The 24,958-nt window shown below is 63.2% G+C and carries 33 protein-coding genes and 1 riboswitch; of the genes, 11 read left to right on the forward strand and 22 right to left on the reverse strand.

Going from position 1 to position 24,958, the window contains the following annotated elements; genetic code table 11:
* Positions 1-24: 24 nt before the first annotated feature.
* Positions 25-399, reverse strand: a complete 375-nt coding sequence (locus NLY43_RS06090; RefSeq protein WP_023713513.1) for a hypothetical protein — start codon at positions 397-399, stop codon at positions 25-27.
* 80 nt (positions 400-479) lie between these two features.
* Here NLY43_RS06090 and NLY43_RS06095 point away from each other — a divergent pair, with 80 nt between their 5' ends.
* Together NLY43_RS06095 and NLY43_RS06100 are read left to right on the forward strand one after the other, a co-directional pair.
* Positions 480-1,142 carry a LexA family transcriptional regulator gene (locus NLY43_RS06095; protein ID WP_023689008.1) on the forward strand — a complete coding sequence of 221 codons (663 nt, stop codon included), beginning with the start codon at positions 480-482 and terminating at the stop codon, positions 1,140-1,142.
* A gap of 221 nt (positions 1,143-1,363) precedes the next feature.
* Positions 1,364-2,446 carry a transposase gene (locus NLY43_RS06100; protein WP_286458476.1) on the forward strand — a complete coding sequence of 361 codons (1,083 nt, stop codon included), beginning with the start codon at positions 1,364-1,366 and terminating at the stop codon, positions 2,444-2,446.
* Between the two features lie 199 nt (positions 2,447-2,645).
* On the opposite strand, the gene NLY43_RS06105 is transcribed toward NLY43_RS06100, so the two are convergent.
* The 4 genes from NLY43_RS06105 to NLY43_RS06120 all read right to left on the reverse strand — a co-directional run bounded on the left by NLY43_RS06105 (position 2,646) and on the right by NLY43_RS06120 (position 6,129).
* Positions 2,646-3,653: an ABC transporter substrate-binding protein gene (locus tag NLY43_RS06105; protein WP_023711853.1), complete on the reverse strand. Its 1,008-nt coding sequence runs from the start codon at positions 3,651-3,653 to the stop codon at positions 2,646-2,648.
* Entirely contained in the window at positions 3,650-4,432 is a 783-nt protein-coding gene (locus tag NLY43_RS06110; protein WP_023711854.1) for an ABC transporter ATP-binding protein, read from the reverse strand. Before NLY43_RS06110 ends, NLY43_RS06105 begins: the two co-directional genes overlap by 4 nt.
* A complete protein-coding gene (locus tag NLY43_RS06115; RefSeq protein ID WP_023711855.1) occupies positions 4,429-5,265 on the reverse strand; it encodes an ABC transporter permease in 837 nt (278 codons plus the stop codon). The genes NLY43_RS06110 and NLY43_RS06115 overlap by 4 nt, the downstream gene beginning before the upstream one ends.
* 255 nt (positions 5,266-5,520) lie before the next feature.
* Positions 5,521-6,129 carry a YkoF family thiamine/hydroxymethylpyrimidine-binding protein gene (locus tag NLY43_RS06120; RefSeq protein WP_023711856.1) on the reverse strand — a complete coding sequence of 203 codons (609 nt, stop codon included), beginning with the start codon at positions 6,127-6,129 and terminating at the stop codon, positions 5,521-5,523.
* Positions 6,120-6,232, reverse strand: a riboswitch (TPP riboswitch). It overlaps the preceding gene by 10 nt.
* A gap of 58 nt (positions 6,233-6,290) precedes the next feature.
* On the opposite strand from NLY43_RS06120, the gene NLY43_RS06125 reads away from it, so the two are divergent.
* The 3 genes from NLY43_RS06125 (at position 6,291) to NLY43_RS06135 (ending at position 7,277) form a co-directional block, all read left to right on the forward strand.
* Complete coding sequence (locus NLY43_RS06125; protein WP_245264013.1) at positions 6,291-6,584, forward strand: GSU2403 family nucleotidyltransferase fold protein; 294 nt, start codon at positions 6,291-6,293, stop codon at positions 6,582-6,584.
* Positions 6,585-6,634: 50 nt separating this feature from the next.
* Positions 6,635-6,790, forward strand: a complete 156-nt coding sequence (locus NLY43_RS06130) for a hypothetical protein (RefSeq protein ID WP_023711857.1) — start codon at positions 6,635-6,637, stop codon at positions 6,788-6,790.
* Between the two features lie 235 nt (positions 6,791-7,025).
* Entirely contained in the window at positions 7,026-7,277 is a 252-nt protein-coding gene (locus NLY43_RS06135) for a hypothetical protein (protein WP_023684826.1), read from the forward strand.
* A 156-nt stretch (positions 7,278-7,433) separates the two neighbouring features.
* On the opposite strand, the gene NLY43_RS06140 is transcribed toward NLY43_RS06135, so the two are convergent.
* The 4 genes from NLY43_RS06140 to NLY43_RS06155 form a co-directional block, all read right to left on the reverse strand.
* The gene (locus NLY43_RS06140) at positions 7,434-7,673 is read right to left on the reverse strand and encodes a DUF2934 domain-containing protein (RefSeq protein WP_023684825.1); all 240 of its coding nucleotides are present in this window, start codon (positions 7,671-7,673) and stop codon (positions 7,434-7,436) included.
* 92 nt (positions 7,674-7,765) lie between these two features.
* Positions 7,766-7,981 (reverse strand): hypothetical protein, encoded by a 216-nt coding sequence (locus NLY43_RS06145; RefSeq protein ID WP_023670360.1) that lies wholly within the window; start codon positions 7,979-7,981, stop codon positions 7,766-7,768.
* Between the two features lie 98 nt (positions 7,982-8,079).
* Positions 8,080-8,409 carry a DUF1236 domain-containing protein gene (locus NLY43_RS06150; protein ID WP_023670359.1) on the reverse strand — a complete coding sequence of 110 codons (330 nt, stop codon included), beginning with the start codon at positions 8,407-8,409 and terminating at the stop codon, positions 8,080-8,082.
* A 339-nt stretch (positions 8,410-8,748) separates the two neighbouring features.
* Entirely contained in the window at positions 8,749-9,051 is a 303-nt protein-coding gene (locus NLY43_RS06155) for a hypothetical protein (protein WP_023684824.1), read from the reverse strand.
* 160 nt (positions 9,052-9,211) lie between these two features.
* On the opposite strand from NLY43_RS06155, the gene NLY43_RS06160 reads away from it, so the two are divergent.
* Positions 9,212-9,541, forward strand: coding sequence for a hypothetical protein (locus NLY43_RS06160; RefSeq protein ID WP_023705173.1), 330 nt, complete (start codon positions 9,212-9,214; stop codon positions 9,539-9,541).
* A gap of 391 nt (positions 9,542-9,932) precedes the next feature.
* Here the strand turns inward: NLY43_RS06160 and NLY43_RS06165 are convergent, their stop codons facing one another.
* The 3 genes from NLY43_RS06165 to NLY43_RS06175 form a co-directional block, all read right to left on the reverse strand.
* On the reverse strand, positions 9,933-10,154 hold the full coding sequence (locus NLY43_RS06165) for a hypothetical protein (RefSeq protein WP_023670355.1): 222 nt from the start codon (positions 10,152-10,154) through the stop codon (positions 9,933-9,935).
* A 265-nt stretch (positions 10,155-10,419) separates the two neighbouring features.
* The gene (locus NLY43_RS06170) at positions 10,420-10,827 is read right to left on the reverse strand and encodes a heme-copper oxidase family protein (RefSeq protein WP_023693868.1); all 408 of its coding nucleotides are present in this window, start codon (positions 10,825-10,827) and stop codon (positions 10,420-10,422) included.
* 153 nt (positions 10,828-10,980) lie between these two features.
* Positions 10,981-11,217, reverse strand: coding sequence for a hypothetical protein (locus tag NLY43_RS06175; RefSeq protein WP_023689015.1), 237 nt, complete (start codon positions 11,215-11,217; stop codon positions 10,981-10,983).
* A gap of 233 nt (positions 11,218-11,450) precedes the next feature.
* Between NLY43_RS06175 and dinB the strand changes: the two genes are divergently transcribed.
* The 3 genes from dinB (at position 11,451) to NLY43_RS06190 (ending at position 13,234) form a co-directional block, all read left to right on the forward strand.
* Positions 11,451-12,692 carry a DNA polymerase IV gene (gene dinB / locus NLY43_RS06180; RefSeq protein WP_023711858.1) on the forward strand — a complete coding sequence of 414 codons (1,242 nt, stop codon included), beginning with the start codon at positions 11,451-11,453 and terminating at the stop codon, positions 12,690-12,692.
* Between the two features lie 285 nt (positions 12,693-12,977).
* Positions 12,978-13,076, forward strand: coding sequence for a hypothetical protein (locus NLY43_RS06185; RefSeq protein WP_023670351.1), 99 nt, complete (start codon positions 12,978-12,980; stop codon positions 13,074-13,076).
* 59 nt (positions 13,077-13,135) lie between these two features.
* Positions 13,136-13,234 carry a hypothetical protein gene (locus tag NLY43_RS06190; RefSeq protein ID WP_023684816.1) on the forward strand — a complete coding sequence of 33 codons (99 nt, stop codon included), beginning with the start codon at positions 13,136-13,138 and terminating at the stop codon, positions 13,232-13,234.
* 191 nt (positions 13,235-13,425) lie between these two features.
* Here the strand turns inward: NLY43_RS06190 and NLY43_RS06195 are convergent, their stop codons facing one another.
* From NLY43_RS06195 to minC, 8 genes are all read right to left on the reverse strand, one after another.
* Complete coding sequence (locus NLY43_RS06195; protein WP_023711859.1) at positions 13,426-14,601, reverse strand: hypothetical protein; 1,176 nt, start codon at positions 14,599-14,601, stop codon at positions 13,426-13,428.
* Positions 14,602-14,746: 145 nt separating this feature from the next.
* Positions 14,747-15,628 (reverse strand): EamA family transporter, encoded by an 882-nt coding sequence (locus NLY43_RS06200; RefSeq protein ID WP_023711860.1) that lies wholly within the window; start codon positions 15,626-15,628, stop codon positions 14,747-14,749.
* A gap of 164 nt (positions 15,629-15,792) precedes the next feature.
* Complete coding sequence (locus NLY43_RS06205) at positions 15,793-16,374, reverse strand: dihydrofolate reductase family protein (protein WP_023711861.1); 582 nt, start codon at positions 16,372-16,374, stop codon at positions 15,793-15,795.
* Positions 16,375-16,539: 165 nt separating this feature from the next.
* Entirely contained in the window at positions 16,540-17,076 is a 537-nt protein-coding gene (locus NLY43_RS06210) for an SRPBCC family protein (RefSeq protein WP_023711862.1), read from the reverse strand.
* Complete coding sequence (locus tag NLY43_RS06215; protein WP_023711863.1) at positions 17,073-17,519, reverse strand: ArsR/SmtB family transcription factor; 447 nt, start codon at positions 17,517-17,519, stop codon at positions 17,073-17,075. Before NLY43_RS06215 ends, NLY43_RS06210 begins: the two co-directional genes overlap by 4 nt.
* Before the next feature lie 187 nt (positions 17,520-17,706).
* Complete coding sequence (minE, locus tag NLY43_RS06220) at positions 17,707-17,979, reverse strand: cell division topological specificity factor MinE (protein WP_023684809.1); 273 nt, start codon at positions 17,977-17,979, stop codon at positions 17,707-17,709.
* A complete protein-coding gene (gene minD, locus NLY43_RS06225) occupies positions 17,976-18,791 on the reverse strand; it encodes a septum site-determining protein MinD (RefSeq protein ID WP_023670342.1) in 816 nt (271 codons plus the stop codon). Before minD ends, minE begins: the two co-directional genes overlap by 4 nt.
* 49 nt (positions 18,792-18,840) lie before the next feature.
* Positions 18,841-19,671 carry a septum site-determining protein MinC gene (gene minC, locus NLY43_RS06230; RefSeq protein ID WP_023695517.1) on the reverse strand — a complete coding sequence of 277 codons (831 nt, stop codon included), beginning with the start codon at positions 19,669-19,671 and terminating at the stop codon, positions 18,841-18,843.
* Positions 19,672-19,881: 210 nt separating this feature from the next.
* Between minC and NLY43_RS06235 the strand changes: the two genes are divergently transcribed.
* Together NLY43_RS06235 and NLY43_RS06240 are read left to right on the forward strand one after the other, a co-directional pair.
* Positions 19,882-20,934 carry a Bug family tripartite tricarboxylate transporter substrate binding protein gene (locus tag NLY43_RS06235; RefSeq protein WP_023693880.1) on the forward strand — a complete coding sequence of 351 codons (1,053 nt, stop codon included), beginning with the start codon at positions 19,882-19,884 and terminating at the stop codon, positions 20,932-20,934.
* Positions 20,934-22,892 carry a tripartite tricarboxylate transporter permease gene (locus NLY43_RS06240; protein WP_023711864.1) on the forward strand — a complete coding sequence of 653 codons (1,959 nt, stop codon included), beginning with the start codon at positions 20,934-20,936 and terminating at the stop codon, positions 22,890-22,892. The genes NLY43_RS06235 and NLY43_RS06240 overlap by 1 nt, the downstream gene beginning before the upstream one ends.
* Before the next feature lie 8 nt (positions 22,893-22,900).
* Here NLY43_RS06240 and NLY43_RS06245 read toward each other — a convergent pair whose 3' ends face one another.
* Both NLY43_RS06245 and NLY43_RS06250 read right to left on the reverse strand, forming a co-directional pair.
* Complete coding sequence (locus tag NLY43_RS06245; protein WP_198025479.1) at positions 22,901-23,842, reverse strand: class I SAM-dependent methyltransferase; 942 nt, start codon at positions 23,840-23,842, stop codon at positions 22,901-22,903.
* Complete coding sequence (locus NLY43_RS06250; protein WP_023693882.1) at positions 23,791-24,798, reverse strand: hypothetical protein; 1,008 nt, start codon at positions 24,796-24,798, stop codon at positions 23,791-23,793. Before NLY43_RS06250 ends, NLY43_RS06245 begins: the two co-directional genes overlap by 52 nt.
* Between the last annotated feature and the right edge of the window lie 160 nt (positions 24,799-24,958).

Genomic DNA, 24,958 nt, shown 5'->3' on the forward strand with positions numbered 1-24,958 from the left:
AATCAGAGCGGATGGTCGGTGCGGTCAGCCGATACTGGCGGCCGGCAGCGAGCCGGCGAGATGCCGCAAGGCGGCTTCGGCGGCCGCTTTGGTGAGGGCGGAAACCGCCCTGCCCGTCAGCCGGTCGAACAGGATGACGGTGCCATCTTCCGTGCGGATGCAGGAAATACCCTGCCCGCCGGAGACAGCCCTTGGCGCACCGGCGGCGCCATGGGCTGAAGAGGTGGCCGGAGCCGGGAGAGGAGCGGCTCCGGCCGTTCCGGTCGATCGGGGGGACGACGGTTCGACCGGATCCGGGGCAGAAGCCCCGGTTTGCGTCCGGACCGGGGAGGAGGACAGCCCGGACGATGGGAGAAAGCTGAGGATGTCTGCGGAAACGCTTGCGGTTTGTTCGATCATGCGCTAAGCGTACGATATGTACGAAACGTACGCAAGCGAAATCGTACGTATTGGACGATAAATTTCAGGCAATTTGTACGATGCAGGAACCGAGGCACAGATTGCAGCAGGCACGGGCGGAGGCGGGTTATGCCTCGCCGAGCGACGCCGCGCGGGCATTGCGCGACATCAACAAGAACACGCTGATCAGTCACGAGAACGGCAACCGGCCGCTGTCGCGCAAGGCGGCGGAGAAATACGGCCGCCTGTTCGGCGTCGATCCCGGCTGGCTCTTGTTCAACGGCGACGGCGGCAGCCTTTCGGGTGGCCATTTCGGCTTTGACGAGTCGGGCCGGCAGATCCCGATGCCGTCGCTGGCCACCGTCGACGTGCCCATTGTCTCATGGATCAGCGCCGGCGAACTCGGTAGCCAGGACATGGTGGTCAATCTCAGCGACTATCCGACCATCCCCACCACCGATCTGGAGCAGGGCCAATGGATTGCGCTACGCGTCGACGGCCCGTCGATGAACAAGATCTCGCCACCGGATTCGATCATCTTCGTCAACCTCAGGGACAAGCGGCTGGTGACCAATGGCTGCTACGTCATTTCGGACGAATCCGGCCAGGCCACCTACAAGCGCTACCGCCCCAACGAGAACCCGCCCTTCCAGCCGGCCTCCTACATGGACATCCCGCCGCCGGCGCTCGAAGGCGCCATCACCATCATCGGCCGGGTGAAGCGCTCGATGATCGATATGTGAGGGAGAAGGCGGTGAGGCGCAATCTCCCCCCTCGAGGGGGAGATGGCCGGCAGGCCAGAGGGGGTCGCCGCGCGTAAGGCGCTGACGTCCTCTGTCCGCGATAGGAAGTCGCGTCAGGACGTACCGACCCCCTCTGTCGCCTTCGGCGACATCTCCCCCTCCAGGGCATAGGCGCTAAGATAGGTATTGCCCTGCGGAATCGGGTGTGATTCTACACTGCGATGACACACGAATCGCTTGTTGATGACGGCTGGGCCGAGACGATTGAGCTTCTCGGCGGCGAAGATTTGCTCACGCAGAGCGCCCGCGAGACGAAGGCGTTCCTGCGCCCGCGCGGCGTCAGGTCGGCGAGCGACCTGTTGCGCCTGACACTGGCTTACTGCCTTGGCAAGGTTGGCATGCGGGGCGTCGTGGCCTGGGCGGCGGCGAGCGGGATTGCCGACATTTCGGACGTGGCGTTGCTTGGCCGGCTGCGCAATGCAGGACCATGGCTGCAGCAGTTGATTGGGCACCTTTTGAAGCGCGAGGATGCAGGTTTGGCCAAAGGCCGGCTGATCCGCATCCTCGATGCGACAGCGGTTGCCAAGGCCGGTGCGTATGAGAAGAAGAACAATGGTCTTTGGCGCATGCACTGCGCCTTCGAGCTTGAGCGCGAGCAGTTCGACTTCATCGAGATCACCGACCAGAGCGAGGCCGAGTTGATCGACCGCGTGCCGGTGGTGGCGGGCGAGATCCGCATCGGTGACCGCGCCTATCTGCAGGCCGAGCGGATCGCAAAGGTGATGGCGCAAGGCGGCGATGTTGTTGTGCGCGCGTCGTGGAAAAACGCGCGATGGCTCGACGCCAACGGCAGGGCGTTCGATCTCATCGGCTACCTGGAGAACTGCCGGGAGGAAGTCTGCGAAACGCCTGCCCGGCTGGCACTCAAGAAGGGCGAGCCTGTGAATATGCGCCTGATCGCCTTGCGCAAATCCGAGGCCGCGGCACAAGAAGCGCGGCGCAAAATCAACAAGGAAGCCAGGGCCAAGGGCAACAAGGTTCAACCGCAGACGCTGATTGCGGCCGGCTTCGTCCTGCTTGTGACCTCGCTTGACCGGGAGGAGTTTCCCGCCGATACGGTCCTCAAGCTCTACCGCATGCGCTGGCGCATCGAACTCGCCTTCAAGCGCCTGAAGAGCCTGATCGGGCTGCGCTCTCCTCCCGCCAAGGACCCAAGGATCGCAAAGCCTTGGATCCTTGCACACTTCCTCATCGCGCTTGTGACCGAACCCCTCTCGCAGGAGTTGGGTGTCTCTCCCCCTTGAGCGACGGGCGCCCGCTGCTGTGGCGCGCAACCCGCCAGATCGTCGCCTCTCTGATCGCGACCATCTTTACTCAACCTTCCTTGGCGGCCCTGCGCCAAAATCTCCATGCCTTGCGATATCGCTGGCGCGAACCACCACGAAAGCGCAAATTTCAGTCCATGCCAAAGCTATCTTAGCGCCTATGCCCTCCAGGGGGAGATTACGCGCCCAAAAACTCGTTCGTGAAATACGCTCCAAAATCCGGCTTCTCCTTCAGAACCTTGCCATCGCCATCGAGCAATATGCCGGCCCTGAAGAGGTAGGTTCCGATCGCCTCGATCTTGGCCTTGTCGACGGTGCCGATGACGCCGGCATGGCTTCTGAGGAAGTGCCCGTCGACGAGCATCTTCAGCGAAGCGTGGATCAGCGCCGGGTCGGTCAGCGCGTCCTTGTTGGACGCGATCAGCAGGTCGCCAGCCTCCTGCGGGTGATCGCAGGCAAACTGGTAGCCGCGCCGCGTTGCTTCGACGAAGGCCGATGCGGCCTTCGGGTTTGCCTGGAGATATGCATTGCTGGAGGCGATCAAGGTGGTGTGCTCGTCGGGCACGCCGTAGTCGGCGTAGCGGAAGCCGCGCTGCCTGACGCCTTTCAGCTCCGCATCGACGCCTTCCCAGGTCGAGACCTCCAGCGTGAAGTCGACCGAGCCGTTGGCCAGCGCCTCATAGGCCGAGGTGCCTAATGTCACCGTCTCGAAAACGCCCTTGCCGCCATCGTGGCGGATGATGGTCGAGATCAGCGTGTTTTCCCAGGCGCTGCCGAAGCCGCCATAGGTCAGACCGTCGAGATTCCTGGGACTCTTGATCTCGCCGCGATCCGCGTTGAAGACCAACCGGCCGGTCTCCTGCTGGACCACGGCGTAGACCGCCTTAAGATCGGCGCCGGCAGCCCGCTGGGTAAACAGGCCGACGCCGGCAATGCCGAAATCGGCGATGCGGTTGGCGACCAGCGTGCCGGCGCCAGTATCGCCATAGGGCAGGATCTCAACATCGAGCCCGGCCTCGCCGTAAAACCCTTTGTCGCGGGCAACGAACAGGCCGACATGGTTGGTGTTGACCGTCCAGTCGAGCGCGACGGTGATTTTTTGCGCAGCCGCATGAGCGCGCGAGGCCAGCGGCAATCCGGCGGCCAGCGTCAGCAGCAAAGCCTGCCGGCGTGTGAATTCGGTCATGAAAAACTCCTTTGAGCGGTCTGCGGAAACAAGCCCCGGTCAGTCCCGGGATTGAGCAGCGTGTCGAGGATGTCGGCTTCGAGCGCGGCGGCCTGGCGCGCGGCATCGCTGCCGGTGGTGCGCGGGCGCGGCAGCGGCACGGCAATCTCGCCGATGATACGGGCCGGCCGCGCCGACATCAGATAGATTCGATCGGAGAGGTAGACGGCTTCGCGCACGTCATGGGTGATCAGCAGCGCGGTCCAGCGGTGGCGCTGCCACATGCCTTCCAGCCAGCGCTGCATACCCGCGCGGGTCAGTGCATCCAGCGCGCCAAAGGGCTCGTCGAGCAGCAGCATGTCGCGCTGCTGCACCACGGTGCGTAAAAGCGCCGCGCGCTGGCGCATGCCGCCGGAAAGTTCCGCCGGCCAGGCGCGCTCAAAGCCGGCAAGGCCGAACTCGGCAAACAGCGGCGCGACGTGCTCGCGTGCAGCCTTGCGGCCAAGACCCTGAACTTCCAGCCCCAGCGTCACGTTGTCGATGACGCGCCGCCACGGCATCAGCGCGTCGCGCTGCGGCATGAAGGCGAAGGGGCTGCCCTGCAATGGTGCGCCGTCGAAGCGCATGTCGCCCTCGCCTTTCAGCGCGCCGGTCAGCAACTGGAACAGCGTCGACTTGCCGGCGCCGGAAGGGCCGATAATGGAGACGAACTCGCCGGCCGCGACATGAAGCCAAATGCCGGCGAGCACCTCAAGCGCGCCGAAGCTTTTGCTGATGTCGCGGAGTTCAAGCCGTGTCATTGGCTGCTGTCTCCCGAAGATTTGACGTCGCGGCTCTCGCTCCCCGCATTTTCCCAAGGCATGGCGAGACGCTGGACGAGCACCGCAATGGCGAACAAGACAAGCGTGAGCGCGGCGCTGACGGCGACTGCGGCGAGCACCAGATCGGGCCGAAAGTTGTTCTTGGCATTGAGCATGTAGATGCCCAGCCCCTTCGCCGCCCCCGCATATTCGGCGAAGATCGCGCCGACCACGGCGTAGGTGATGGAGATGCGCAGCCCAGCGAAGAAATAGGGCAGCGCCGAAGGCAGGCGCGCCAGCCAGAAGATACGCCAGCGCCCTGCCCCCATGGCGGCGAGCATCTGCGAAATCTCCTTGCTGGTCGCAGCAAAACCTTCGACCAGCGCCACCATCATCGGGAAGAAGGTGACGAGCGCCACAAGCAGGATTTTTGGCATCAGCCCGAAGCCGAACCACAGCACGATGAGCGGCGCGATCGCGACCAGCGGCAAGGTCTGGCTGACGATCAGCAGCGGGAACAGCGCGCGGCGCAGCGGGGCCAAGAAATCGACCAGCGCCGAAAGCATGAAGGCAGCGACCAACGAGCAGGCGAAGCCGGCTGATGTGGCGCGGATGGTGGGCAGCGTGTTCTCGGCCAGGGCGGCGCGATGCTCCCAGGCCTGCTGCAGCACGCGCGACGGCGCCGGCAGAATGATGGGGGCAGCGCCGCCATAGCGGGCGTAGAGTTCCCAGGCCGCGAGGAGCAGGGCGAAGGCGCAGGCGGCGGGGATGGTCTTGGCGATGGCTGCGGCTAATCTCCCCCCTCGAGGGGGAGATGTCGCCGAAGGCGACAGAGGGGGTCGTCTCGCATAGAGCGCCCACGCCTTGCCTATGCGAAAAGGAAGTCGGCGCTCCACGCGGTGGGACCCCCTCTGGCCTGCCGGCCATCTCCCGCTCAAGGGGGGAGATTCGTGGGCATCGCGGTCTTCGCCAATCGCCAATGGCTCCCCTCCTCTTTGTGCTGAGGGGTCAGAGGCATCTCCTCCACGCAATGGGTCAGATAAACCAGCCACGGCAACATCCTCGAGGAACGACGCTTGAGCCGCGGCTCAGACCCCGCTCGGGCTGTTCGCCGAAATCGTGATGTCGAGGGTGACGTGGCCGGCGCCGGGGCCGAAGCGGCAGAAGGCCTCGTTGAGCGTGGCAAACACCGCACCGGCATCGCCGCGCAGTTTGGTGCAGAAGTTCTTTGAGCGTTCAAAGACGCCGGACTGCTTCAGGAAATCGATGCAGCCATAGATCTCGTCCATATGGTCGCCTGTGCCCATCACATAGAGCGAGAACTGCGCCGCCACCGGCTGGCCGGTCGACGGCGTGGCCTGGACAGCGCGGATCGCGGCGATCTTGCGCTCGTGCAGCGGAATGGCGGGGCCGCCGGTCTCGTCGGAGCGGCAGATCGGATCGTCGGGCTCGCCCGGACAGCCGCGCGAGACCGCTGCCGAAAGCACGCAGTGCTTGCCGCTTCTGGCCGCCGCGACGAACAGGTCGCGCATGGCGGGAAACAACACCTCGGGCGGCCCGACCATAAGCGTCGAGATGTCGTCGGTTTCGATCCGCAGCCGGTCGCGCCACGGATCGAGCGCGCCGAGCGCGCCAAGGATCACGCCGACGAAATCGTCGGTCATGGGATAAAGGGAAATCTGTGCGCCTGAAAACATCGCCCGCCTCGCTCCGCTGGTATTATCCAGATCAGCTTTAGGGTCCGAAGGCTTGCCGCCCTCATCTCAGCCCCGACCATACGGAGCACCCCTGTGGATGAGCGGGTTAAAGCATTGTTCGCGACATTGGGGAAGCCGTTTGTTGAAGGCACTGCGGCAAAGTGTTTTGGGCCAGACGGGCCGGGCGCCCGGGCGTTCAGAGCGACTCGTCAGTTCGTTGCGTTATAAGGTTTCCACGAACTTCTTATAACTGCGTTGAAATTCAAGCTGATAAACGGTTTCTGGATTTCCTTATCCGCGACCCCATCCGGACTGCGCTCCTGCATCGCTCGGGCTTGCCTGTGCTGGTCCCCTCGCCCCAGCGCTACGCCATCCACAAGCTGATCGTCGCCTCGCGACTCGGCCGAGCGCTGGGGCCAAGCGGGAGAAGGATCTCCATCAAGCGCGCCTGCTGACCCAAGCGCTCGAAGCCACGCGTCGCCAGGACGACCTTGCCTTCGCCTTCATGGAAGCGTGGGACAAGGGCGAAAACTGGCGCGAGACGATCCGGCGCGGCCTGAACCTGTTCGACGCCGACACGAGGGAAACAGTCAACACCATCGTGGGAAAAGCCCTCCGCGAGATTGGTGCGACTCCTGAAGGATTCACGATGCGTGATTAGCTGAAGCGACCGCTGCTATATTCATTGCCATCGTCCCAATTGTACGAAATTGGCTTGACGCTGATTCGTACATAAAGTACGATATCTCTTTTTGCAGAGAGGAATGTCCTTGAGCACAGCGAACCATGTTGCCTTCGCCGATCTCTCTCGTCCTTTGCCGTCACCCCCGTCGTTGCCGCCGCCTTTGTTGCCCTTGTCATTCGATCAGTGCCAACGTCTCGCCGGGGCCTGGCGAATGGCCAGCCAGGACATCGCCGACGACATCCGCTTCATCCGCCAATATCTGAAAGTCGTTGCCGAGAAGGACGAGAGGCTGTCGACCGGCACCCTTGTTCACAGCCGCGCCTATGTCGAGGCCTGCGCCGGCTGGCTGCCACAGACTGTAACGCGCTATCTGCGCCACCTGCGCCAGATCACCGAATGCGAACTGGCTATGACAGCTGCCGGGATTCGCTTTGCGCTGTCGAGTTATGCCTGGGAGGCATGAGGGGCGGCTGTCGCCAAACACAAGGAATTGCGCTGCCCGTCGCAGGCGCAATTCGTCAGGTTGAGAGGCTCGGGCGCGCCTGAACGGCGGGCGCCAAGGATGGCCCGGCCAGCGAATTCCGGCCTTGCTTTATTTCGACTGGCCTTATTTCTGGCCTTATTTCGATTTGGCTTTGCCGGACTTTGCGGCGGCAGGCTTCGCGGCCTTTGGCTTGGCGGCTGCCTTGGCGGGCTTGGCGTCAGCTTTCTTCGCCGCCTTTTTGGGCTTGGCGACCGCGCCATCGACTTCAGCCGTGGCCTGCTCCCAGTGTTCCTGATGCGCGCCTTCAGGCCGGCCGGCCTTTTCCCAGATCTCGTGCGCGCGCTGGCGAATGCGGTCCTGTTTGTCGTCCGTCACTTAAGCCTCCGTGGTTGGGTCCGGTCGGTTGGTCCAGATTCCACGAAAACATTAGCCGAAAATTCGGCCGGCGTCTTGAGTGACGAGACATCTCAGCGCGGGTCGGAAATCACCGCAACGCCGAGCAGCGCCGCCTTCTTGACGATCAGCCCCGCGAGGTCGGCATCCGAACGATCGGTGCCGGTGCGCTCCCGCAGGAGCGCGATCGCTTCCTTCATCGATAACAGCGCCGTGTTGCGCTCGGCCAGCAACTTGTCGCAACACGCCGCAACATTGGCGGAGTTCGGGGTCTCGACATGCGGCAACATGGCAATTCTCCTTTCATCATGTTCATCATTCGGCCCTGCCGCCCTTTTAGGAAGAACGACAGGGCCGTATCACCGATGAATGGTTAGGTTGTCGAGCGTTACTCGACCACCTCGACAATCCTGCGCGTGCTGGGGTCGACCAACACGGTATGGTTGTCGACGACGGCGTATCTGTACTGAACGTCGGGAACCTCCTGCAGCTCGACAGTATCAGGCAAGGCAGTGCCGACATTCAATTCGACGCCGAGCAGATTGACCGAGGCAAGCGGATGTTTCTTTACGTACTGGTGCACGACCGTGCGCTGTTCCGGGGTGATGATCACCTGCTGCTGTGCCGGCTGCGTGACGATGACCTCGTCGGCGGCGGCAATGCCGATACCAGCGATCATGGCGAGCCCGGCGACGGCGGGAATAAGGATGGTTTTCATCTTCGTCTCCTGTCGTTGTTGGCGAGCTCCGCCGTGTTCCCGCATGAGGCGAAAACAGCGCAGATCGAGGTGGCGGGCTCCTGGAGGCAAACGCAGCCGGTACGGTCTTGTTCCGCAAGCGGAGACTAAATTGATCGGCTTCCCGGTCATGCCAGCAGAACCCGCACCCGCAAGATTCGCATTGAAGCACAATCCCTCAGGAGACCTTCGACATGGATGATGCACGGCTCCAATTCCGGGCGATTGCGGCCGGCGCCGGCATTGATCCGGTGACCGCGTCGCCCGGCCAAGACGGGAACCGACCGCCTTCGTGCCACGCCGTGAAGTTTCAAGCAAAGGTCATTGCTTCGGCGGCTGCGCAGGCACCTCGCCAGGCTTGATCACCGGCGTCTTGCCCTGGTCCGGCGGCGGCTGCGTCATACCCTGGTCACCACTGGGCGGCGGCTGCAGCACGCCGCCGCAGGGACCGAGCGTGCTGGTCGATTCGCCGCCGCCATTGGCGACCGGCGGCTTCTGACCATCGTCCTGAGGCTGCGCCTGGCAAGGCGCGGCAGGGCCGTGCTGGTCGCCATTGTCCTGCGCAGCCGCCGGGTCGGCCAGCGCCAGGAGCAGCACGCATGGGATGAGGGGGAAAGTCTTCATGGTCCAGCTCCTCTGGATTCATCTCCTTGGCAAAGCAGACTAGTCCTTGGCAAAGCAGACTGGCGGCAATTGGTTCCACGGAGATGGAGTGGTTGCCGGAACCTGACAGCCGGAAGTGAGTTCCACCTTCTCGACGCAAAGCCGCCCGGAGGAGGCAATCATGGAAGAACGAAACAGAAAACCCAATGACGAGGTCGAGGCGCCACCGAGCAAAAACGATGCCCGCGACAGGATCGCCAATGACGAGGTGGAAGCGCCGACGCCGCGCCGGCAGGATTGGGATGCGCTGCGTGGCGCAACGGTCCTGCCCGACGGAGCAGATGAGGAAAGCCTGCCGGACACCACCGGTGTCGAGAAGGAAGGCGAATTGCCCGAGGAGGATGACGACAATCCCTACCAGGACAGTGACGATGCCTTGCCCGACGACGCCGAGGAAGCCGCCATTGGTCACGATCTGGCGAGGCGCGGCGGCCCGTTCGACGACGTGTAAGGCAGCGACCGCGGACTTTCGAGAGGTTTCCCGGGACGTCCACGCCGTCACCAGTTGGACCAAGGATGAGCTGAAGGCGATGCCGGAGCATCGCGATATTTCGAAGGATCCGGCTGGCCGGATCCTTCGTTTAAGGCGCCTTGGCGGTTTGGCTTAGCCCTTGTGGTCAAGGGCTGGACGGCGACAATCTCGGCACCTTCGACAGCCGAGAAGCAGCCGAGAAGCACGAACGCGAAGCCCAATATTTCAAGCGCCGTCGAGGCCGCTCGCCTGAAATCTTCAAAGTGCGCAAGAAATCCCCGCCGCGGGCGGTGCAGACACGCTCCAGCATCGCAACGCTGCGAACCGGGCCATCGCCCGCCGGCACTTGAGTGCCGACGGGCTCTGACCTTCAGTTCGACCCGGGATCGCCGAGCGCCTCGGTGACGAAGGACGCCGCGATCAGGTCGTCGGCGTCGAGGCGTAGGGAGCCTTCGACACCCCCCATGATGGCCGCGACCTTCTGGAAGGTCTGCATCTCGTGTTCAGTAACGCTGGCGTCTCGCATCCTGGCTTTCAGATCGGCGATGCGTCGGCCCAGTGAGGCCGACGTTCCGATTTCTCTGTTCGACATGGTGGCCTGCTCCTCCCCCAACCCATGCTGTGGACGTACTCAAGTCTGCCTATATATAAGGCAGCGCGAATACAGTCGCCGCAACGCGCGATATCTGGGAAGGTTCCGGCGCCAAATAGTCACGAAATAATACGTGGTGGGACTCGGGTATGTTGAGCGCCGACGCGGCGATAGACACCGCAGCCAGCGGCTGCGGCCATCGGCCTGGCAACCCGTGTCGCGGGTCGCGAATGCGGGTCGGACTTTGATCGCCGCGCGCGAACAGTCAGCGAGAGGCCGGAACCACGCCGGACACCGAGCGCGCCGTTTCGGGCGAAAACACCACGAAAGCAAAAACCAGAACGGCAGCGGCGATAATGAGCGAGCCGCCGGCGACGATCGGTTCAAGCGCCGGGTTTCCCTGCAGCATCACATACAGCGCCGGCAGCATGATCACCAAGCCGAGAGTGTAGAGCCCGTAGTGGATCATGGCGACGCGACGCGCCGCCTTTTGCGGATTGAGCGCGTAGTAGCCGCCGAAGATGGCGCTCGTCACCCAACCGAGCAGATTGATATGCGCGTGCGCCGGAAAAGCGGCGTGGTCGCCCGAGATCGCCATCTGCAGGCCGGCCGCAATCCCCAACATCAGGAACAAGATGGCAGTTTTGAAAAAGAGTTCCGAAACCCTCGGCATGTCATTTCTCCCCCTATGCGGTCTGCGACCGCTTGCGTCCTGGAGAATACACCCACGCGCAGAAATTTTCCACGCCCCGCTTATGGGGCCATGCCTGCACAGCTTTTTGCACGCTGTTCGACTTTTCTGGCTGCCACAACCCGGCGCCGCCCGCTACGGCGTCAGCAAGATGTCGGCGCCCGCTCGCTCATCGAACACCACCGCGCAGCCGCGCCCCAGCGCCACTGCCGACAGCGCGTTGGCCACCGTCTCGTCCGGCGATACGAAATCACCGGTCAGCACTCGCAACTCCTCTACCGCCCTGGCCATTGACACGCAGTGCCCGGCAACGCGATCGCTCGTGCAGGCGTCAACGACGCTGACGAGGTCGATCATCTCGAACTGGCCCATACCGGCCTCCACAAAAACAGCGTCCCGTCGCGGATATGAACGCTGAGGCGAGAGACAATGTTCCGCAGGTCCGATGCCCAGGCGGAGCACTCGACAGCCCGATCTGGAACGGACCGGCCGGCGACAACCGCTTCGCTTGACAATAGGCCCTGTTTGTTCTCTATTTGTTCGGCAAAAACGCCTCTCACAACAGACGCGGCTAATGCTGCAACGCCGCAAAGGGAACGGTCGGGATGGAGCCCACCATCCTGCATGCGGATCTCGACGCCTTCTACGCCTCGGTCGAGCAGTTGCTCGACCCGGCGCTCAGGGGCAAGCCGATCGCCGTCGGCGGCGGCGTCGTGCTTGCCGCCTCCTACGAAGCCAGGGTTTTCGGCGTGCGCGGCGGCATGCCCGGACGACGCGCGCGCGAGCTTTGCCCCGGACTGATTTTCGTCGGCGGCCATTTCGCCGACTATCAGCGGCTGGGCGACGCCGCCATCACGGTGCTCGACGATTTCACGCCGCTGGTCGAGCGGATTTCCATCGATGAAGCCTTTGCCGACGTCGCCGGCTGCACGCATCTGTTCGGGCCGCCGGCCGAGATCGCCGCCACGGTGCGTCGGCGCGTCCGGGCAGAGCTCGGCCTGCCGATCTCGATCGGCGTGGCGCGCACCAAGCATCTGGCCAAGATCGCCTCGCAGGTGGCCAAGCCCGACGGGCTGGTGGTGGTCGATCCGGACACCGAACTTGCCTTCCTGCATGATCTGCCGGTCGGGCTGATGTGGGGCGTCGGCCCGGCGACCAGAGCGCGGCTGGCCGAGATCGGCATCGAGATCATCGGCCAGTTGGCAAAGACGCATGGTGGGGCGCTGCGAAGATTGCTCGGGCCCGCCGCCGGCGAAAAGCTGTCGTCGCTGGCATGGAACCGCGACCCGCGAAAGCTCGAAACCCACAGGCGGTCGCATTCCGCCGGCGCGCAGTCGGCGCTTGGCAGACGGCCGGCCGAGGCGCGTATCTTCGGACCCGTCCTGCTGCATCTGGCAGACCGGGTCGCCAGCCGGCTCAGGGCGAAATCACGGCCCGGGCGCACGGTGACGGTGCGCGTGCGTTTCGCCGATCTGCACGCTGTCACACGCTCGCTGATGCTCGAGCAGCCGATTTCGGCAACCGCGATGCTGGCCGAAATCGCCGGGGAGCTGGTGCGCGGCGTGCTGGCCGCCAACCCTCGGGAGAAGACCATCTCGCTGCTGGCGATCTCGGTGTCGCAGCTGGAAGAAAGTGTCGAGCTACAGTTGGAGCTGCCGCTCGGGCTTGCCGACGAAAAGCAACGGCCCGGCAGCAGGCAAGGCCTGGCGCGCTTTGGCGCCGACCGCGCCATCGACAAGATCCGCCAGCGCTTTGGCAGAGAGGCTGTCGGCTATGGCGCCGTGGCGCTGGAAGCCCGGCGCTCGGTTCCCGACGCCTTCCGCGAACTGGCGGAGAAGGAACTGTGAGTGCGGCGCGACGGCAAGGCCAATGTTTAGGCTGGACCCCTCCGCGCTGCATTGCCGCTCTGTTTGAGCAGGCCGACCAACCAGGCCAGACCCGCCGCAGTTTCGGACATTTTTCGCACCGCAACCCGGCCACGCCATGCACGCCCAAGAACAACGCTTTGTCGATGAAGGTGGACTTGCAGTTAGCGCATCGGCGCCAAGAAAAACCGGGATGGGACAGCGAGGCCGCGAAGGTTGACAGTGCCGATCCGTCTGGCATTATCGCGTAAGCTTGGAGGATTCACTATGAAGAAAACCTATTCGAAGCCTGTTCTGGTCAAAAAAGGCAAGCTTTCGCAGGTTACGGCGCTCGCCAATGGAGCGGGTTCCGGCCCGATCGAGTGAGGTCGTTGAGTCGGACTGTCGCCTGATCTGGCGGCCTCGCCTGACACTGGAGATGCGGCATGAAGAAGACCTATTCGAAGCCGGTGCTGGTCAAGAAGGGCAAGCTCTCGCAGGTTACAGCCGACAATGGTAACGGCTCCGGGCCGGTCGCAGTCTAGCAGCCGATTATCCGACGCCTCGTGCCGTCTGGCCGGGAACAGGGCTTTGGGTGCCCGACGTGGAGAGTGGATAATGAAGAAAACCTATCTGAAGCCGGTGCTGGTCAAAAAAGGCAAGCTCTCGCAGGTCACCGCGAACGGTGCTTCCAATCCGCGCTAAACCCTTTCACCCCGATTAATCGCGACACGCTTTAGCGCGCAACCACCAGATCGTCGAGCACGAGCTGCCAATAGTGGCTCGTGGAGAGGCGCACGCGCGTCACCGCCGCCAACATCGGCGCATAGTGGACGGGCGCCAGTGCCGACAGGACGATCGTGTCGCTGGCGATCAGCCGGTCGCCAAGCCAGCTCTCGACCAGTGCGGTTTCGCCTTCGGACTTCAACCATGCCGCCGTCAGCATCACGGAATGGAACCCGAACGGTTTGTCGCTCGAGAATTCGGCCGGGTGTCCGCTGCTCGTATAGCAGACATGGTCTCCCGAGATATTGCCGTTGACGTAGCCTTCGCTGCCTTCGGTATGATCGCGCGCCAGTGCGTTCAGGTTGAACCAGGTCAACCCGGCATAACCGGACGGCACCTTGCGCAGGCCGCGCGTCGTGACATCGTCGAAACCGATGGCCTGCAAGGACGCGGCGCTGTCGACAGCCGCGTTCTCGGGCGACAGCAGGCCGAGCTCGGTCGGGTAGGCCGACAAGACCAGTCGTCGTTCCCTGCCATCGCCGGTGACTTCGATCGCGTCGGCGTCATCGGGCAGATCGAGACGGAAGCCAGCGCCAGCACTTAGCGGATGCACCGCCACCTCTTGCCCTTTCGCCATCACCGAGATGCTCGCCGAGACACCGTCCGCTACGCGGCCGCTGAGCCGGCGTATCGCAAACAGGCCGACCGGCTGCAGCATTGCTTCCGAGGCCAGCCCGGTGGGCGAGCCCGGCAGCGGCCGGAGGTGCTGCGACTGGACCTCGTTGGCGCTGCTGGAGCGCCAGCCGGGCGGAACCGACACGGTGAAGCGGTAGCTGCCCGGCACATGGATGGGCGCGGCCCGACGTTTCGCCGACGCCAGGAAATTGGCAAAGCCGCCGCGGTTGCTCCGCGCCGCGGCGACGAAGCGGCCGTCGCCATCATGCAGTCTGACCATGATGCCGGCCATCGGGCGGTCGCCGAGCCCGTAGCGGCCGTCGCGATCGGCATCGAAATAGACAAAGGACGAATGATTGAGCTTGCCGTGGTTGCCCGACCAGTCCCGGCGCACGGCGTAGTCGTTGGCCGGATCTTCACGAAGCCGGGCTCTGAGACGAGACCGCGCCAGCCGCCAGGCGAGAGCCGCAACGACAGCGGCGAACCCGACAAGGAGTATTGCCTTGATCACGGACGGCTCAAGCAATGCTGTCGGCCCTGCTCATCTGGATCTCGTGCACATACATCGTTCCATATATCGATGCTGCAGGCGCTTGAGCAACCGGACACGGGACCGGCGGACCACGGCATCGGCGTCACATACCCATTTCAGGCACTTATTCCGGCGATGGCACCGGCGGCTTGGTGGTCAGCGCGGCTCCGAAGGCGGCGACGACCACGGCGGCGATGCCCGCGCATTGCAACGGGCTCAGGATCTCGTGCAGGAACAGGAAGCCGGCCAGCGCGCCCAGCGCCGGCTCCAGACAAGTCAGCGTGCCGTAGAGCCTGGCCGGCATCCGGGTCAGCGCCACCATCTCCAGCCAGAACGGCAAGGCGCTGGAGAACAGCCCGACCAGCAGCGCGCTGACCAGGATCGCGGGTGCGATCAGGCCGGTACCCGCCTCGGCGAGGCCGAACGGCAGGGCGAGAGCAGCGGCAATGACCAGCCCGTAAGCCGTGGTCTGGCTGCCAAGCTCGGCGCCCGCCTTTTGCGCAAAGACGATGTAGAGCGCCCAGCAGCCGCCGGCGGCCAGCGCCAGCATCACGCCGATCGGGTCGAGTGCACTGCCGGAGTGGATGAAGGGCGACAACAGCAATATGCCGGCAACGGCCAGCACCACCCAGACGAAGTCGGTGGCGCGCCGCGACGACAGCGTCGCCACGAGCAGCGGGCCGGAGAATTCGAGCGCCACCGCGACGCCGAGCGGGATTCTGGCGAGCGCTGCATAAAACAGCAGGTTCAGCGCCGCGAGGTTGACGCCATAGGCGATGAGCCAGGGCAGCACGGCGCGCGACGGCCGCACCCGCCACGGCCTCAGCACCGCCGCCAGCATCAGCGCGCCCAAGGCCAGCCGCAGCGCCGTGGTGCCGTTGGCGCCGATCAGCGGAAACAGGCTCTTGGCGAAGGTGGCGCCGATCTGGATCGACACCATGGCGCCAAGCAACGCGCCGATCGGCAAGGCCTTCGCTTCAGCTGCGGCAATCGACGTCGACGTCAATTCCAGTCCCTCCCCACGCGACCAGCAGGCCGTAGCGCAGGCTGGAGATAGGGATAAAGGGCCTGGCTGTCGTGTGGCACGAGCGGGCTGTTGATAGGGCAAGGGTGGGAGGCGAACGCCGACGCATTTCCTCTCCCCCGTCGATCGGGGGAGAGGAAAAGAAGCTAGCTCGCCAGCCCATACACCAGGCTCACACGTCCATCCGAAAGCGCCTCGGCCTTGCGCAGTTCCAGTCCGTGCCGGGCGTGCACCATGCCGAACAGCGCCTTGCCGTCGCCGGCGAGCAGCGGATAGACGATCAGCCGCATTTCATCGACCAGGCCGGCTTCGATCAGGTTGGCGGTGATGCGGGCGCCGCCCATGAGGTAGATGTTCTTGCCGGGCTCGCGCTTCAGCGCCGCGACGTCGTCGAGGCGGCGCAGGAAGCGCGTCGAGGCCCAGGCTGACGTCGTCATGGTGTTCGACAGCACATAGTGCGGGGTTTTCGCGGCAAAGCGCGCCCATTCGAGTTCGGCCGGGTCGACCAGTCTGCCGGTCATCGGCAATGGCTGGTCCGGCTCGTTCTGTTGGATCGCGCTCCAGTAGCGCTCATAACCGGCATACATGACGCCGCCGAGCAGGCAGGCGTCGATCTCAGGCATCAGGCCGTATTCCTCCGACCAGTTGTCGACCCAGTCGGCGAAGCCTTCGGGGCCTTCGATCTTGCCGTCGATGGAGATCTTCATTCCGGTGATCAATTTACGCATGACTTCCTCCTTCGGGCTTGCGGGATGCAAGCACGTTGCCTGGTTTCACTTCCGATGACGCGCCGCGGTGTCTGGCGAAGGCGCGTGTTTCGCCGGCCCTTGCGCCGGCATCCGGCGCAAGGGATCGATGGTGCCCGGTTGGACCGGGCGATGCGTCAGGTCAGGTCAGGCCGGCAGGCGCCGGTCGTAGTCCGCCACGAGACGGCTAAAGCTGTCCCAGAACGGTTCGGGTTTCTCGGCCGCCACGCGGGCAACCAGGAGGTCGAGATGCACGTGCCAGCCTGCGGCATGCATCATCAGGCTCGAGCGGTCCGGCAGGCGGCGGTGGACCAGGGTGAGCAGAACGTCGTCGCCGCGCTGCGCCAATTCGAACGTGACATTGCCGCTGCCGTTCCAGGTGATGGTGAGCTTGCGCGGCGGATCGCACTCGACGATCTGGTTGTGCATCCGCTGCTCGCCGCCACTGAAGCTGGCCGGCCTGTCGCCGGGCGGGTCGGTCAGTTCGTCATTGCGCCAGACCAGCTCGAAGGAAGAGCCTTCCTCCATCTCCATGTCGCCGGCCGCCAGCCATTGGCGGCGCAGATCGCTCTGCGTCAGATATTCCCAGACGCGCTCCCTGGTTCCGGGCAAAAGCCGTTCGATCCTCAATGTGGCCGGCTGGATCAGCTGGGCGTAGCCGTCGAAGCTGTTCATCTGATTCATCGGTCGTCTCCCTCGGATGATGTTGGCCTGGATGTGTCTGGCTTGGGTGATTCCGGCTTGGATGGTTCTGGATTTGCCGGTGCCGGCGTTGACGGCGTTGTCGACGTTTTGCGCCCCGCCTCCTCGCGCAAAAGCTGTTCGAGGACATCGAACCGGCTGTTCCAGAAACGCGCGTATTGGCCGAGCCACTGATAGGCGGTGGCCAGCGGGCGGGCCTCGAGGCGGCAGACATGGGTGCGCCCGCGCACTTCGCGCCGGATCAGCCCGGCATGCTCCAGCGCCTTGATGTGCTTGGAGGCGGCGGCCAGCGACATGGCAAAGGGTTGAGCCAGCTCGCTCACCGTACGCTCGCCGCCGGCGAGGTGGTTAAGCATGTTCCGGCGCGTGGCGTCGCCGAGGGCGTGAAAAACCTGGTCCATCTGGGGCGTCTCTAATTCAACCATGTAGTTGAATATAGAGGCGAGATTTTAGATAGTCAACTAGTTGGTTGAATGTTTTGGGGAGAGGCGCTGGCCCCCTACCTCCCCCTTGTGGGGAGGTCGGACCGCAGGTCCGGGTGGGGGTGCTTGGCGCAGGCGAGCGCGAGGAGCGCAATCTCCCCCCTCGTGGGGGAGATCAGCAGCTTCAATCTCACCCCGCCATGGCCAGCGGCACTGCGCTCTTGTTGGGGATCTGGATGTCGATCTCCAGCGTCGACATGGTCTCGCCGCGGTCCATCGAGACTTGCAGATAATCCTGGTCGATCTGCACATGCTTGGCGATCACCGCCATGATCTCTTCGCGCAGGATGGAGACGAGATCGGGCTGGCTGCGGTTGCGGCGCTCATAGGCGAGAAGCACTTGCAGCCGTTCGCGCGCCACCGGCGCGCTGGTGCGCCGCTTGAAGATGTCGAGCAGGTTCATGCCGCCCTCCTTCCCAAAAGACGATCCAGGAAGCCCTTGCGCTCGAAGGGCACGATGACCGGCAGCTGTTCGCCCTCGAGCCGCTTGGCCGCGTCGATGTAAGCCTTGGCAGCGGCGTTCAGCGGCTCCGACAGCGTCACCGGCGAACCGAGGTTGGAGGCGCGCAGCACATCCTGGCTCTCGGGGATAATGCCGAGCAGCGGCACCGACAGGATCTCCAGCACATCGTCGATGGACAGCATTTCACCGCGCGCGGCGCGTCCCGCATCGTAGCGCGTGACCAGCACGTGCTTGGCGATCTGCTCGCCCTCCTCGGCGCGCAAGGTGCGGGAATCGAGCAGGCCGATGATGCGGTCGGAATCGCGCACCGACGACACTTCAGGATTGGTGACGATGACCGCCTCGTCGGCAAAGCGCATGGCGAGCTGCGCGCCGCGCTCGATGCCGGCCGGGCTGTCGCAGAAGACATAATCGAAGACCGAGCGCAGCTTGCCGATGACCTCGGCCACGCCCTCCTCGGTCAGCGCATCTTTGTCGCGCGTCTGCGAGGCCGGCAGCAGGAACAGCGTCTCGACCCGCTTGTCGCGGATCAGCGCCTGCGACAGCTTTGCCGAGCCCTGGATGACGTTGACGAGATCGAACACCACGCGCCGTTCGGCGCCCATGATCAAATCGAGGTTGCGCAGGCCGACATCGAAATCGACCAGCGCCACCTTCTTGCCGGTCTTGGCGACCGCCGCCCCCAGAGCCGCGGTAGAGGTCGTCTTGCCGACGCCCCCCTTGCCCGAGGTGACCACCACTACCTTGCCCATCAATAAAGCCTCCGTTGTTGTTCGTTATGTCGTTGTCGGGCGAGACGCATTAGCTGAAAGGGGCGATGCGCAGCATGCCGTTTTCGAGAAATGCCTGCACAGGCTTGCCCCGGACTGACGGGTCCATCTCCTCGGCGGTGCAATACCAGCCATCGACCGAGAGAAGTTCGGCTTCGTTCCTGCGGCAGAAGACACGCGCCGCCGTGTTCCCTTGAGCGCCTGCCGAAGCGCGGCCGCGCAGCGTGCCATAGACGTGGATGGAACCGGTGGCGACGATCTCGGAGCCGGACGCGACGGAGCCCAGCACGATGACATCGCCATGCGGATGGAAGATCAGCTGCCCTGAACGGATCGGCGAGCGGATCATCAGCGTGCCAGCGTCGGGTGCGGCAATTTTGGCGTCTTTCGGCTGTGCCTTGGCATCGCTCGCCGGTTTCAAATCGCCCGCCTTCAAATCGCCGGCCTCTGCCTTGATGTCACCGGCCGCCTTCATGTCGCTTACCGCAGTGTCCTCCTCCGCCCTGCCCGCCTTGCGGCTCGGCTGCAGCAGCCCGTCGGTGGTCGCCTCCTTGGCGCCGACCAGCACCGGCGGCAGATGCGTGCCAAGCTCGGCGCCACCATCGAGTTCCATGGCATAGATGCGGATTCCGCGCTGGCCGAGCAGATCGACCAGCGCTTCGATGGCCACGACATCGGGCTTCAGCACGTTCAGGTCGAGCACCACCGGGCGCCCGGCAAAATAGCCCGGCGAATTGCCGACCCAGCGATCGAGGCTCTCCAGCCAAACGTCCAAAGGCGCCTCCGGCGTCAGCGTGAATGCGACGAAGGAGCGGGCGCGAAAGCGAATGGATTTGGCCTCGAGGGGAGCGGCAAAGGTCACAGCGGGCGATTCCTTACTGAGAGGTAAACGCTAGCCGTGGTATGGTTAATGAAAGGTTAATGAACTGAATAACCGCATGGCAGATCGGACGCCAATTGGCGACACAGACCGCGACATTCACGAAACTAAGCGCGATTGCTAAGGAACAACGCTGGCGTTGCAAGGGCTATCTAAAGTATCACCACTGGGTGAAATCTGGGGCTTGGCGAGATGAAGTTCTTTCGTGTGGCGTTGGCGGCAATCACCGCCGCGGCAATCTACCTGCCGTCCGCGGCAAGCGGCGGCGAGATCGCTTGCGCAACCACCTACGCCGGCCGGCGAATCACCCTCGTTGTCCCCAACGCTGCCGGCGGCGGCTATGATACCTATGCCCGTGCATTTGCGCCGGCCCTTGCCAGCACGACCGAGCTCGATGTCAGGGTCGTGAATATGCCCGCGGCAGGCGGATTTGCGGCGCTAAAGCGTGTAACCAATGCGCCATCCGACGAACTGGTCCTTATGATTGAAAGCGTCTCCGACATAATTTCGCAAGGTGACATTCCGGCTGGCGTCGACAACTGGATGAATCGGCTAAATCCGATAGGACTGATTCACATCGATCCCGAAGCGTGGATCGTTCGGAACGATGTCGATTTGCAAAGCGCCAAACATCTGGTCGCGTCGGTTTCATCGCTTGAAGCCGGCATCCTGCCGATAGTGCTCACCGCGCACCTCCTCGATATCAAGGTCGACGTGGTCTCGGGCTATGAAGGCAGCGGCGCACTCATGTCCGCGCTCCTGCGTGGCGAAGGCGATATGACATCCAATTCATTGACGACAGGCTTGCGCTCGACCGCCGCAGGCGAAGCCAAAGTCGGTCTGGTTCTCACGGAGGGACCTGACCCGAACGCGCCAGGCGTGGCTTTCCTGGCGGGTGAAGGAGGGTTGGTGTGGCAGCGCAGCCAAGGCCTTTCCAAGGAGAAGCAGGAAGAACGATTGCGGTTGGCCATCGCCGTCGCGAAAGCTTCGGCGACAGCGCGGGGATTTTTTGCCCCTGCCGACATGGAGCAGAAATCGCTAGGTTGTCTTCGTGACGCCGTCTCCGCCGCGGTCAAGAGCGATGGGTTCAAGGTGGCGCTTGAAGCTCAGAAACGTCCAATCGAGCCGCGCGACGCCGACGAGACCGTCATCGTGATCAACGATATGCTCAGTGCCTTCCATGAGGCGGAAGCGTATCTGAAAAAACACCCGGAACTCGAGCGGGATGCGCGAGCAACGCGCTGATGACCGGATATTGGGCTGCCCTCGGCACTGGACTGGGCAATGTATTCTCCTGGCCGAACATACTGATCCCGGTGCTTGGCACCTTGGTTGCCATGGCTACGTCCTTTCTTCCAGGGATTGGCGGCGCCAGCCTTGCAACCCTTCTGCTGGTCGCAACCGTGCATTGGGATCCGGTATCGGTGTTGTTGCTGTTTGGCGCCCTGACCGGCGGCGCGACCTTCATGGGATCTATAACGGCTATCCTCTTCAACATACCTGGCAACGCGCCAAGCGCGGCAACCCTGCTCGACGGCCATCCGATGTCCAGGGCCGGCCTGCCTCGCACCGCGATAGCCGCCGCGGCAACGGCCTCGGCCGTCGGATCGGTTTTTGGCGTCCTCGTCCTCATAGCGCTCATGCCGATCATTCGGCCGTTCATCCTGCAATTCGGACCGTTTGAATACGTGCTGCTCGGCGTGTGGGGCCTGTCGACGATCATTGCGGTTCCAAGCGCGTCCCGTCTGAAAGCGCTGGCGATGGCGCTGCTGGGGCTTTTGGTCGGTCTTGTCGGAACTGATCCGACCTATGGCCAACCACGCTGGACGTTTGGGAGCATCGCTCTCTTCGACGGCGTCGACATGGTCGCGCTGCTGCTTGGCTTTTTCACCGTTTCTGAAATCATCTCGTGGCGAAAAAGATTGCAGCTTGAAAAAGCGGCTGGCCTGGAAAACGCGAACGACTCGATCTGGACCGGTATGCTTGCTGTCTTTCGTCATTGGGGACTAACAATGCGATCGTCGGCCATCGGCGTGTTGGTCGGCATCATTCCAGGTGTTGGAGGAACGGTCGCCAGCTTCGTTGCCTACGGGCAGGCGATCCAGACAACCCCCAAGGACCAGCGCTCAAGGTTCGGATCTGGTGACATCAGGGGCATCATTGCGCCGGAAGCGGCCGTCGATTCGAAGGACGGAGGCTCGCTTCTGCCGACCGTTGCCTTCGGCCTTCCCGGCAGCGAGGGCGGCTTGATCCTGCTGACAGTCCTGACGGTACACGGCATCGTTCCGGGCATACCGATGCTGACGACCGGCTTGCCCCTGACGTTCACGTTGATTACCGCGCTGCTGCTGTCGAACCTGCTGACGTCCGCAGTGGGATTGGTGTTGACACCATATTTTGCGCGCCTGACTGCTCTCAGGATCGACCGCATCGCGCTCCCGATCATTGTCGTCAGCTTCGTGACGATCGTGCAGCTAAACGGGCTGCTGATCGATCTGTACGTAGCCGTCGCTTTCGGGCTGGCCGGCTACATGCTGAAGCGCCTCGCCTGGCCGCAAATTCCTTTTGTCATATCATTCGTCCTGGGCGGCTTCATCGAGCGAAACCTGGCGCTCAGTGTGGAGTTGGCCCGTGTCGGCAGGCTGAACCCTCTACAACGGCCGGCGTCGTTGACGATCATGGTCATAATCGCGCTTTCCCTCGCATGGATCGTGCGCGGTGGTGTTTTGCCGCCGCGACGTGTCAAGCCAAAGCGTGCCGATGCCGCAGTCGCATGGCTGTTGACCGGTGGATGCGCTGTGATGGCAGCGATATCGCTCCAAGGGCAGCCAGGCTATTCGATCTTCGCGCAGGCCGTGGCCTGGTGTTGTCTGTTTGCGATGCTCGCGGTCGCCCTTGTGCAAACGATCTCGCTTGTTGGCCACGAGAAACAGGGAGGCGAACGGACCCATACGATCCCGGAAAGCCATCGTGTGCCGTTGATGATGATGCTCCTGTTGCCGGTCGCTGTCTGGCTGGCGGGCCTCCCGCCGGCGCTGTCCCTGTTTACCCTGGTATGGATTTCAGCCGGTCAGAAGCTGACCTTGAAGTCGGCGACACTGGCATCTTGCACCTCGGTTGCGGTCGCAGTGGCGACCTGGTTTTATCTCGATCGGATAGCCGCTATCGACCTTCCCGCTTCTGCGATGTCGCACTTATTCTAGTGGTCGGGCTACATCCTGACGGCGACGATTTCGTATCTTGGAATTGTCTGGACGCTGTCGGCAGCGGCAAGCGGGGAAACGCTTTTCCCGGTATGATGCTGCTCCGAGCCGACAATCGTCAGGTTGGATTGCTTCAGCATATCCGCAAGGTCTGAATATGTAGTGCGATCTTCATGCAGCGGTTCACCCCAGAGCGCTTCGACGGCCGTCTTCAGCTCCGCCACGGCAGCGGCAGGAAAATGCGCCGCGACGGCGGCCTTCTCGATGGTCGAAAGCCTTCGGCCGATTTCAGCGCTGCCGCGAGGCCCCCTCGGCTGGTCTTTTTCCGATAGCAACCTCTGGGAGAGAAGCAGGCGTCCGCCAGGCTTGAGACTACGCGCCCAACTGTCGACCACCTGCTGGCGTGTGCTGCGGTCGAAGAAATTAAGAACGCTATGCGCGACAACTGCCTGCACCGGCGCACAGTCGCAACCGCGAATGTCGGCGCGGTGGGTCTCGAGCGCAAAACCGGCGGAGCGGGCAAACAGCCTGTTCTGTTCGACCGTCGTTTCACAGCGATCGATCAGCACAAATTCGGGCTCGATGCCGACCGGCCTCGTTTGGCCCAGAACCATTGCCGCCAGGCCGGTGTCGGCCGCGCCCGACAGGAGAATGCGACAGCGTCCCTCCTGGGCCACGGCAGCCAATTCACGCCCAAAGAACCCCCCGCCGGCCGGCTTGGCACCTTTCGATTCCAGCAGGCGGATCATGCTCCACGTGCGATGGTAGGGCATACACCCATGGCTCGGGTCACACAGCACCTCAGCCCAATCAAACGAAAAACGGGCAAGTTGCGTGAGTGGTTCGTCGGTGTAAATCGAGAGCCGTTGTCCTGCCGGTGGGCTTTCTCGCGGGCCGTTCATTGCGATTGCATCTTCCTTCGCCGGGCCATTCTTGTTCTCCAAAGCCATCTCACCGGCCATATCCAGCGGCCCGACTGAATGAATTGGTAAGATCCGGCTGAAGGCAGGAAGTCGATTCTCCCGGTGCCGGAACTGTCGATTGCCTCGAATGCAACTTTCAACGCCGCGATAATGTGGCCACGTCGTTCCTCACGGGCGGCTGCGCCACCTTTGAACTTCGGAAAAGTCGGATTGGGGTTGACCTCGAATATCACCAATGCGCCGTCTCGCAACGTGTAGTCCACGCGGCCGAACTGGATATGGCCCGTATTGCAGGCGCGAAGCAGGTCCTCAGCGTGCGGATTGTCCTTTACGAAGGCGAGTTCCTCGCGCACGAAATCCGGGTCGGTGCTGCTTGCCGATGACTTAACGTTCCAGTCGACGGACCTAAGTATGTGCTGGGACACAATCGCGTCCCCAATGCGGAATGCGCCATACTTTCGATAGTAGCCGTTCGAATCGCGATCGGCTTCGAAGGAGACGGCGATGCGCCGCTTCATCGGCTTGGCGTTGCCCTGGAGCACGGCGATCGCCTCTTCAAGTTGGCGTGGGTTTTCCAGAAGCTTGGTTTCCGGCCCCCAAAAGCCATCTTCCATCCGGATAAAAACAGGGTAACGGGTTGGTCGCTCATCCTGCTCCAGACGCGATACTTCGACCGGGTTGCTTCCTCTAATACGAAGCCGGCGGAGCAGGGCGAACCGCTCCAGGACAGTCGCGGGATGGTTTAGAATTCGAGCATCAGGGTCGGCGCGCTTTGCGGCTTCGGCAATATCCGCCGCCGCCATCATTTCCATGCCATTCAGATACTCAAAATCAGTAAAAACCAAGGTACCCGCGGGAAAGTTTAGCCGGCGGAAGACTGACTGATAGGTTTCCATGCGCAAAAGCGGCAACAAGTGCCCTGCCGACGAAATCAGCCGCCGCATCGGCGTCTGATTCAACTCGTGCACCAACACTGTGATCATCGTTGCTCGCCACCCCGTCTCGACGTCGTATAGAGAAAGTGGCGAGAGTGTCTACAGGCACGCTGGTGCCGCGAAGTGGTTGGCACTTCGTATCGCGGCATCTGGGCTGCTTCGCCGGCGTCGGCACCGTCCGCTTACGGATGTTGCTATGGCCAGCACG

The organism is Mesorhizobium sp. C416B, from assembly GCF_030323165.1.
In the GTDB taxonomy this organism is placed as follows: Bacteria; Pseudomonadota; Alphaproteobacteria; order Rhizobiales; family Rhizobiaceae; genus Mesorhizobium.